The sequence below is a fragment of the Porphyromonas sp. COT-052 OH4946 genome (assembly GCF_000765965.1).
Classification (GTDB): domain Bacteria; phylum Bacteroidota; class Bacteroidia; order Bacteroidales; family Porphyromonadaceae; genus Porphyromonas; species Porphyromonas gulae.
Genome location: NZ_JQZY01000030.1, coordinates 38,342 through 47,124, shown reverse-complemented (window position 1 = coordinate 47,124; position 8,783 = coordinate 38,342). Strand labels below are relative to the sequence as shown.

Sequence of the window (8,783 nt, the reverse complement as noted above, 5' to 3'; positions counted from 1 at the left end):
CTATGAAGATAAGAAAACTTGCAGATTTAGCAAAGATATTCGCAAACTAATTTGCTGAATATCAGAGATTAAAAAGAATTTTAAGGGACGACTATATAGAGTTATAATCCTCGTTCCCAAAGAAGCTACAGTCTGCATTATGCAAAGAAGGTGTGTCGAGATTATCTTCCGGCGCACCTTCTCGTTTTTAACAGAGGAGCCAAGAGAAAGCTGAAAACGGGTGTATCGAAAAACAAATTCGACACACCCGTTTTCGGGTTATTGGCAATGGTACTGGGGAAACGTGACGATTAATCCGATCAGCTGTAAGATGCCGGCGACCCCCGCCTTTTCTTTCCCGATAGAGCGCGAATACAATCACGCAAGAAAAGCGAGAGAGTTTTTCGCCTTTACTCCTTACCTTTGTCCGGATCAGGATGTTTCTGATCGGATATAATGAGGAACAGGACAATGCACAACTTTGCCATCATCGGTGTGGCCGGCTATATCGCTCCGCGCCATCTTCGCGCCATCAAGGATACGGGCAATCGCTTGGTATCGGCTATGGATAAGTTCGATAGTGTGGGTATCATGGACAGTTACTTCCCGAAAGCTGCCTTCTTTACAGAGCAAGAACTGTTCGACCGTCACAACTCCAAGCTGCGAGGGACCGATCAGGCTATCGACCATGTGTCCGTATGTACACCGAACTATCTGCACGATGCCCATTGTCGCTATGGCCTGCGGCTTGGAGCAGATGTGATATGCGAGAAGCCTTTGGTGCTCAACCCTTGGAATATAGACGCTTTGCAGGAGATCGAGCAAGAGACGGGGCATCGGATCTATAATATCCTTCAACTGCGACTCCATGAGTCGATCGTGGCTCTGAAGAGAAAGATCGAAGCCGGACCGGCCGACAAGATCTATGATGTCACGCTGACGTATATTACTTCGCGTGGCAATTGGTACTATACGAGCTGGAAGGGAGACGAGCGTAAGAGCGGCGGCATAGCTACGAATATCGGTGTCCATTTCTACGATATGCTGTCGTGGATTTTCGGCAGTGTCCGACACAATATCGTACATGTGTATGAGCATGACAGGGCTGCCGGCTATCTGGAATTGGAGCGCGCCCGTGTGCGTTACTTCCTCTCGATCAATGAAGAGCTTCTGCCCGAGAATGCCGTACAGGGAGAGAAGCGAACCTTTCGTACGATAGAAATAGACGGCGAATCATTCGAGTTCAGCGAAGGATTTACAGAGCTGCACACCGAGAGTTATCGGCGGATTTTGGCCGGCGAAGGTTTCGGTTTGGACGAGGCTCGCAACAGTATTCAGATCGTCCATGACATTCGCAATGCTTGTCCCGTAGGGTTGAAGGGCGAATACCATCCCTTCGCACGTTTGCCTCTGGCCTCTCATCCTTTCGGATGGAGACGCTGAAAAAAGGGATTTCTATAATCTTATGATCCGCTCACCCTTGCTCCTGTAACAATCTGTTATGGGGAGAGAGCTTATCGGCCGTAGTATGCGAAGCGAGAGAAATGGGAAGGAGTCTCCGGAGATCAATCCTCCAAGAGAGTATACAGGGCTGAGGGGGATGTACGTTTGAGTACGGTGAGTTCCATATCTTTTCCGACACGGATTCCTTCATTGAATAGGCGATATTCGATGGATTTCCAGCACAAGTCGGGGTGGTTGTTGTCCTTGCTCAGGTGGCACAGCCATACGTGTTTCATCCCCGGATGGAAAGTTCGTGCAAGGAAGTCGCCCGTTTCCTGATTGCTCAGATGTCCGTTCGGCCCCGATACCCGTTCTTTCAGAAACTCCGGATAGGGTCCGCTTAGCAGCATCTCACAGTCGTAGTTGGCTTCCATGACGAGGTAATCGGCTTTGGAAGCATAATGAGAGATGGTGTCGGTGATGTGTCCGACATCTGTGCAGAGGGTGAAGCTGAAGCCCGGAACCGTAATATGGTAGCCCACATTTTCTGTGGCATCGTGAGGGATGGGAAAGGCTGTTATATCGAATCCGGCCAGCCGGAACGTTTCTTCCTGAATGATATTGCGCCGTGAAAGGAGCGGGAGGTGATCCACGTATCTACTGCTATTGATCCCATTATGCACTCTTTCCGTGGCGAACACGGGCAGATGGAATTTTTCTCCCAGGCAGCCGATAGTCCGGATATGGTCGGCATGGTCGTGCGTAACCAATACGCCCACTACATTCCCTTCGATGGGTATCTGATGATCTTTAAGGGCTTTGGAAATGGTTCGTAATGGAATGCCTGCGTCGATAAGCAGTGCCTGATTGCCATTGGAGAGGTAGTAGCAGTTGCCACTACTGCCACTGGCGATACTCATGAATTTGATCATCTTGCTTTCCGTTCTCCTTTGCTCTTTGTTCTGACAGTTCGGTTGGAGGAGATCAGCATCGGCATTTGTTGTTTTCGTACTCTTCTCCTACGCTTATTTCTCCCTTTAGAGAGCGTTTCATCTCTGCTTTTACACGCTCCGGTGTATATCCGCGTCCGAACAGATACATGAGCTTGATGATGGCACACTCGGTCGTACTGTCATAACCGCTGATAAGCCCGATGGTTTCGAGTTGATGCCCCGTTTCGTATCGATGCATATCCACATAGCCCGATACGCACTGGGTGACATTGACGATGACGAGTCCACGCTGAACAGCCTTCTCCAAAGCATCCAGAAACCACGGCTCCATGGGGGCATTGCCGCTACCGTATGTCTCCAGGACTACACCCTTCAGTGAGGAGATACCGAGAATGCTCTCCACCACTTCGCGTGTGATGCCGGGGAATATTTTCAGGATGACAACGTTTCTGTCCATTTCCGTGTGGACACTGAGAGCAGCATCTGCCCCTCGGTCGGCTATCAGAGTATCTTCGTACCGAATGTCGATACCGGCATAGGCCAAAGGCGAAAAGTTGTATGAAGCAAAGGCTTCGAACTGGTCCGCACTGACTTTCGAAGTGCGATTGCCACGCATGAGATAATTGTCGAAGAAAATGCAAACTTCCGGCACACGAGCATAGCCGTTTTGCTTCGCTGCTGCGATTTCGATGGCGGTAATGAGGTTTTCTTTTCCGTCTGTCCGAAGGGTGCCGATAGGTAGTTGTGATCCGGTCAGGATTACAGGCTTCTGCAAGTCGTCGAGCATAAAGCTCAAGGCAGAGGCCGTATAGGCCATGGTGTCTGTGCCGTGGAGGATGACGAAACCGTCGTAAGTCCGGTAGTTCTCTCGAATAGTTTCGGCCAGCCTCACCCATAAGTCCGGTGAGATAGCAGCCGAGTCGATAGGAGGATCGAACTGGATGGAGTCGATTTTGAAACCGAATTTTTTCAGTTCCGGCACATTGGTTTCCAGATATTTGAAGTCGAAAGCTTCTAATACTCCCGTCTCCGGATTCTCAATCATGCCGATTGTCCCCCCTGTATATATGAGGAGAATCGCAGAACGTCCTGAAGCAGATTTAGTTTGCATTATGTGGTGAGCTAAACAAAACGGTGGCGGTTTTTTCCTGCCGGCTTCCAAGATCGCGCAGCCATCGGACTATGGCTTTGGATACGGCCGGTGCACAAAGATAATAAAAGCTCGTTCAGAGCATGCTTTACGGCGCCACTTCTTGCAAATTAGTGGAGCGTGGAGAGGAAATGGAACGGTTTGCGGTGGAAAAAGATGCCGTACTCCGATAAGATTTGTCGGATGGCTCAGAAAGGTGGGGTGACGGGTAGGAAGAGCCGGTTAGCCGGGCAATCCATTGATGCGGCAGGAATTTTGAAGGTCAGTTCGGGAACAATTTCTGTGAGATTGAGCGAAGTGCAATAGGGAACACTTCTCTCCAGATTGTTGGCGCGCAGGCGTTCGTAATGATCTCGCCGGCTCAGGTATGCCGTCAGCTTCTCATGCGTGTTGTAGTTACCCCAGAGTTCTTGGAAAACTGAAGCTCCGTCTTCGCAAATGACCTCCTCTCCAAGCCGGACGATCGTAGCAGCCAAAGCACCGGCGAACAGACAATCCTCCGTACTCATCCTGTTTTGCCAGCCCGAAGCCAGTACCATGACTGGCTTCCGCTTGGCGATGCAGTAGCGAGCGACAGCTTCCAGATTGATAAAAGCCCCGATAATAACGTGCAAGGCTCCGGCAGCTATGTCGGCGGCACGGGTGCCGTTGGTCGTCGATAGTACGAGCTGTTTCCCCTCTACCGCCCGGCGAGTATATTCTTCGGGAGCATTGCCGAAATGCGCGAAAGGCAATCGCTTCGTTCCTCGCTCACCTCCTACGAGGAAGCCGTTCTTGGCATAGATTTCCGCCTCCTCGACGGTTGCAATCGGGATGATGCCTGCGGCACCGTTCATCAGTGCCGTCGTAATCGTGGTGCCGGCACGGAATATATCCACGATGACAACCGTGTACTCTTCTTGCTCCGTCTTGTAGTATGGATAGAGTACGGGAGAAGGACAGAGACTGATCTGCAGCATCTGCTACTCTTAGTATTTCTCGAGGAATGTCTCCAGAGCTTTGATGAAAAGCTGGTTCTGAGCAGGTCGCTGCGTAGTGATTCGGACGTAGGATTCGTCGAGACCACGGAAATTAGAAGCATCCCGAATCAGCATATTATGCTCTTCCAACAGATATTTTTTCAGTTCGGCTGCAGTCCCTTTCTTCAGCCGAAGGAGGAAAAACGTGGTACCGGAAGGATGTACTTCTACGCCATCGAGGCGATTCAGGGCTGTGATAAAATCTACCGTATTGCGTTGCCACTTGCGGATCGGCAGAGTAAATTGTGCAGGATGGATAAGGATGAATTTGGCAGCCTCTATAGCCAGTGCATTTACCGCCCACGGGGTACTGAAAGCAGCTACACGCTTCATAAAATCCTTATTGGCCACGATGTAGCCGATACGAAGTCCCGGTATCCCGTAGGCATGACTGAAGGAATAGACCATGACAAGGTTTTTTCGTCCTTTGATGTCGGCCGGACGAATCACTTCCTCGGTCGTAAACGATACATAGGACTGGTCGAGGACGAATGTCGTGTCAGGATGATCGTTGAGCAGACGCAGGATCTCTATCCGCTGCAGCAGTCTGCCATCGGGATTGTTCGGATTACAAAGCCAGCAGAAATCTATATTGGAAAAATCAGCCTCGCCTATATCCTCATTAGAAGGATAGAAGCAGACTTCGTGCTCATACATCCGACAAGCATCTTCATATTCGGCAAAAGAAGGAATGGCTATGAGGCTTCGGCTCCCTCTGAATGCCTGTGCTATTTGGTAGAAGGCCGCCGTGGGTCCGTTGGTCACGAGTATGGCGTTATTATCCACACTGTTCCGCTTGGCGAGCATCTGCCTGAGCGTACCGGCATCCGGCTCGGGGTAGTGCTGAATACAGTTGAGGTTTTCTACCAGATGTTTCTCCAGATGATCTTTATCGCCATCTGTCCAGACAGTGGTACTGAAGTTGATTATTTTGCCTGATAAGGGTGTAACGCCTTCATCTCCATGTCCAAAAATCATAGTTCTGTCTCCTTCTCTATATTGTAGGTTTCTATTTTGTTCCGGTCTCATTGCTCCGCTATTCCCAAAGCCTCGTATATCGCTTGATGCAGCCTTGGGCGTACGCTTGCCGTCATCAGTGTCTTATTCAGCCGATTGGGGTAAGTTCGATTGGAAAGGAATACAAAGATAAGTTCGTTCTCGGGATCGACCCAAACACAGGTGCCCGTAAATCCCGTATGGCCGTAGGTAGAGGAGGAAGCCGATTCCGCCATGCTTGCGCGACCTTTGTCAAACCCGAGACAACGTCTGTTGCCCTTGCCGTGAGTCGTGATGAACTGTCGAAAGACCTTTTGGTCAATGATTCTGCGGCCTTTGTAGCTGCCTTCGTGAAGGAACATGTCCAACACGCGCGCTACATCCTCTGCCGTGCCGAAAGTACCGGCATTGCCCGACACGCCTCCGAGGCATGCGGCAGCTTCGTCGTCCACTGTACCGCGGACGATGCTTTTACGTAGAAATTTGTCGTTCTGTGCCGGTGCAATGCGCGAAACGGGATACTTATCGAGTGGAAGATAACCGAGCGAACCGGCTCCGATGGGGCGGAATATGCGTTCTTCGACAAAGACATTCAAGCTCTTGCCCGACACTTTTTCCACAATTTGCTGTAGCAGGATGAACCCCAGATCCGAATACCTGTAGCGTCCGACACCATTGCGAGAAGTAGAAGCGATCGTATTGAGGACAATTTCTTTGACCTCTTTGGACAGGTACAGATTGGAAGAAAAACGAAACGGATAGTCCGGCCGAAATTGTCCGGAGACCAGATCGGAGCGAAATCCGAAGAACGGATTGCCCCACATATTGGTATCTACTCGAACCCATCCCGAACTCCGCCGGGGAGAGAGCAACTTGCCGTCCAGACTGCTACTGTCTATCAGGGATTCGTAGAAATTGACCGATGGCCGAAGGCCTGCTTCATGAAGCAGAAGCTGCTGTACGGTGATGTCTTTGAGGTCTGTTCCGGCAAAGCGAGGCAATAGCGTTCCGAGCCGGTCACTGAGCTTCAATTTCCCATCCTGAACCAGTAGCATCACAGCCGGAGTAGTGGCTACGATCTTGGTGACGGATGCCAAGTCGTAGATGGTGGAAGAAGATACCTTGCCTCCGTGTGCAGATCCGTCGAGGGTGCCGAAGCTTTTGTCATATACCACCTTGTCCCGATGGACAGCGAGGATACGACAACCGGGGAAAGCTCCTTGCCTTAGGGCTTCTTTCGCTATGCGGTCTACCGCCGGCATCGGGATGATAGAGGAGTGGGATTCGGTCGGTGGCATCATGTTCGCAGTCGGATCGGTCTCCTCCTCTTCCGGAACAACCGGGATCTCACCACCTGAGGATACCACAACTCTGTCCCGAATCTTGCGAGCTGCCATTCGAGCAGCCTCCTTTACGTTTTCATATGCCACGACTATAGCCCGTGCTTTGTCCGTAGCCGCCGGAATCCTGTCGGCTACATAGGGCGATGTGAAGAAGACGATGGCAGTGTGGTTCTGTTCCGTCAGCCGGTGGAGAAAGGTTCTTGCCCGATCCGGCTGTGTGTGCCGAACCGTGACGATCACAGCATCGTACCCCTTGAGTTTGGAGAGCAGCTCTTGTGTGCGCGTACTGCTGCTGCCCTTGGTATAGGAATAGCAGTCCTTGCTCGTAAGCCCCAGCTCTTGTGTAAAAGTATTGGTGGCTGCACCATCCAGATCGACGCATGCAATACGGTTTCCCTCCGAGAGGGGGAGGAACTGCTTCTTGTTTTTGAGAATCGTAATAGACGCCAGCCAGAGGTTTTCTGCCATCCGTTCCGCTTCACGGTTGTTTACCTGCCGTACCACCTTCTCCGCGGCCTTTTCCTTGGGCAGTTCCTTGCGGATAATGAGCCCATACTTGAAGGCCAGAATTTTGCGACATTTCTTGTCCAGCAAATCGTTGCTTATCGTCCCGTCTTTTACAGCAGCGAGCACTTCAGAAAAAGCCTTGGCCGGGTCTACGGGACCGAGGAGAATATCGTTGCCGGCCAATATGGCACGAACCGAGATCGGCTGCGAACCGGCGCTCTGTACCCCCTGCATGGCCAGCCCATCCGTAAAGATCAGCCCCTCGAAGCCCATTTCCCGCTGGAGCAGATCGGTGCAGATGGCATGACTGAGAGAGGAGGGTGTATTTTTCTTCGCCTCCAATGCCGGGACATTGAGGTGAGCCGTCATCACTCCACTGAGACCGGCTCGGAAAAACTCCTTGAAGGGGAACAATTCGGTCTTGTCCAATTCCTCTCGGGAGGCAAAGACCGTGGGCAAGGTCTTGTGCGAATCCTCCATCGTATTGCCATGCCCGGGGAAATGCTTGGCCACTGCCATTACGCCACCGTCCTCCAAACCTTGTGCATAGGCGACTCCCCTTTCCGCCACTTGGCGTGGATTGTCGCCGAAACTACGCGTACCGATAACGGGGTTCTTCGGATTATTGTTCACGTCCAGCACCGGGGCAAAATTGACATGAATCCCCATCAGCCGGCATTGGCGCGCTACCTCCCGACCATAGTTGTAAAGGAGCTGATTGTCTTTTTGGTGTCCCAAGCCCATATTGCGAGGGAAGCGTGGGGCATCTTTCAGACGCATGTGCAAACCCCACTCACCGTCCAGTGCTATCAGCAGAGGGATGCGGGCAGCTTCCTGCAAGTGGCGAGTCATCGTGTATTGCTCCGAGAGTGTTCCTTTTTGGAAGAGGATACCCCCGATATGGCAGGAGCGCACCAGTTGTTCGGCTTGCTTTACTTTTTCTCCCTGCAAAGAGGGGTAAACGATCGGCATGAGCAGTTGGCCTACTTTTTCCTCTGTACTCATGTTCTTGATTCGGTCTTCGACCCACCGATCAACATCCTTACCGTCGATCCCCTCGAAGAGGAGAAAGGGATAGTCCTTCGACTGTACGGCACGCATTGTACCCTTGTTCGTACGAGGCGGTGTCATGGCAGTGTACAGCACCGACAGAAAGAGTATTGTGATGGAGGAGAAAAGAAATCGTTTCATACCCTACAAATGTACACAAAAAAGCGGCCTGCTCCGAGCTTGCAGACCCTGTGCAACGGTGCTTTCTCCCTATGTCGTGCATCGGGGGCAGCCGTCGGCCGACTGAGGGATGCACTCATACCCGAAAAAGAAAGGAGACGAACAAAAGAAGCATTGCTTCCGTTGCCGCCTCCTTCACTCAAAAGAGAAAAAAGGTAGAGAA

General features: G+C 51.4%; 6 protein-coding genes. 1 reads left to right on the top strand and 5 read right to left on the bottom strand.

Translation table 11 applies throughout. The features are described 5' to 3' along the window. Positions 1–450 precede the first annotated feature (450 nt). Positions 451–1,422 (top strand): Gfo/Idh/MocA family protein, encoded by a 972-nt coding sequence (locus HQ50_RS09915; protein ID WP_039430202.1) that lies wholly within the window; start codon positions 451–453, stop codon positions 1,420–1,422. A 122-nt stretch (positions 1,423–1,544) separates the two neighbouring features. Here the strand turns inward: HQ50_RS09915 and HQ50_RS09910 are convergent, their stop codons facing one another. From HQ50_RS09910 to HQ50_RS09890, 5 genes are all read right to left on the bottom strand, one after another. Continuing rightward, positions 1,545–2,354, bottom strand: coding sequence for an MBL fold metallo-hydrolase (locus tag HQ50_RS09910; RefSeq protein WP_039430200.1), 810 nt, complete (start codon positions 2,352–2,354; stop codon positions 1,545–1,547). A gap of 52 nt (positions 2,355–2,406) precedes the next feature. Then, entirely contained in the window at positions 2,407–3,486 is a 1,080-nt protein-coding gene (locus HQ50_RS09905; protein ID WP_018965272.1) for an asparaginase, read from the bottom strand. Positions 3,487–3,713: 227 nt separating this feature from the next. Beyond that, entirely contained in the window at positions 3,714–4,484 is a 771-nt protein-coding gene (locus HQ50_RS09900; protein ID WP_039430198.1) for a 2-phosphosulfolactate phosphatase, read from the bottom strand. Between the two features lie 9 nt (positions 4,485–4,493). Then, entirely contained in the window at positions 4,494–5,522 is a 1,029-nt protein-coding gene (locus HQ50_RS09895; RefSeq protein ID WP_026292231.1) for a histidinol-phosphate transaminase, read from the bottom strand. A 47-nt stretch (positions 5,523–5,569) separates the two neighbouring features. Further along, on the bottom strand, positions 5,570–8,581 hold the full coding sequence (locus HQ50_RS09890; protein ID WP_039430195.1) for a glycoside hydrolase family 3 N-terminal domain-containing protein: 3,012 nt from the start codon (positions 8,579–8,581) through the stop codon (positions 5,570–5,572). Between the last annotated feature and the right edge of the window lie 202 nt (positions 8,582–8,783).

Coding starts and splice junctions, on each gene's coding strand:
- HQ50_RS09905 (WP_018965272.1), bottom strand. CDS start 3,486: ATGCAAACTAAATCTGCTTCAGGACGTTCTGCGATTCTCCTCATATAT.
- HQ50_RS09895 (WP_026292231.1), bottom strand. CDS start 5,522: ATGATTTTTGGACATGGAGATGAAGGCGTTACACCCTTATCAGGCAAA.
- HQ50_RS09890 (WP_039430195.1), bottom strand. CDS start 8,581: ATGAAACGATTTCTTTTCTCCTCCATCACAATACTCTTTCTGTCGGTG.
- HQ50_RS09910 (WP_039430200.1), bottom strand. CDS start 2,354: ATGATCAAATTCATGAGTATCGCCAGTGGCAGTAGTGGCAACTGCTAC.
- HQ50_RS09915 (WP_039430202.1), top strand. CDS start 451: ATGCACAACTTTGCCATCATCGGTGTGGCCGGCTATATCGCTCCGCGC.
- HQ50_RS09900 (WP_039430198.1), bottom strand. CDS start 4,484: ATGCTGCAGATCAGTCTCTGTCCTTCTCCCGTACTCTATCCATACTAC.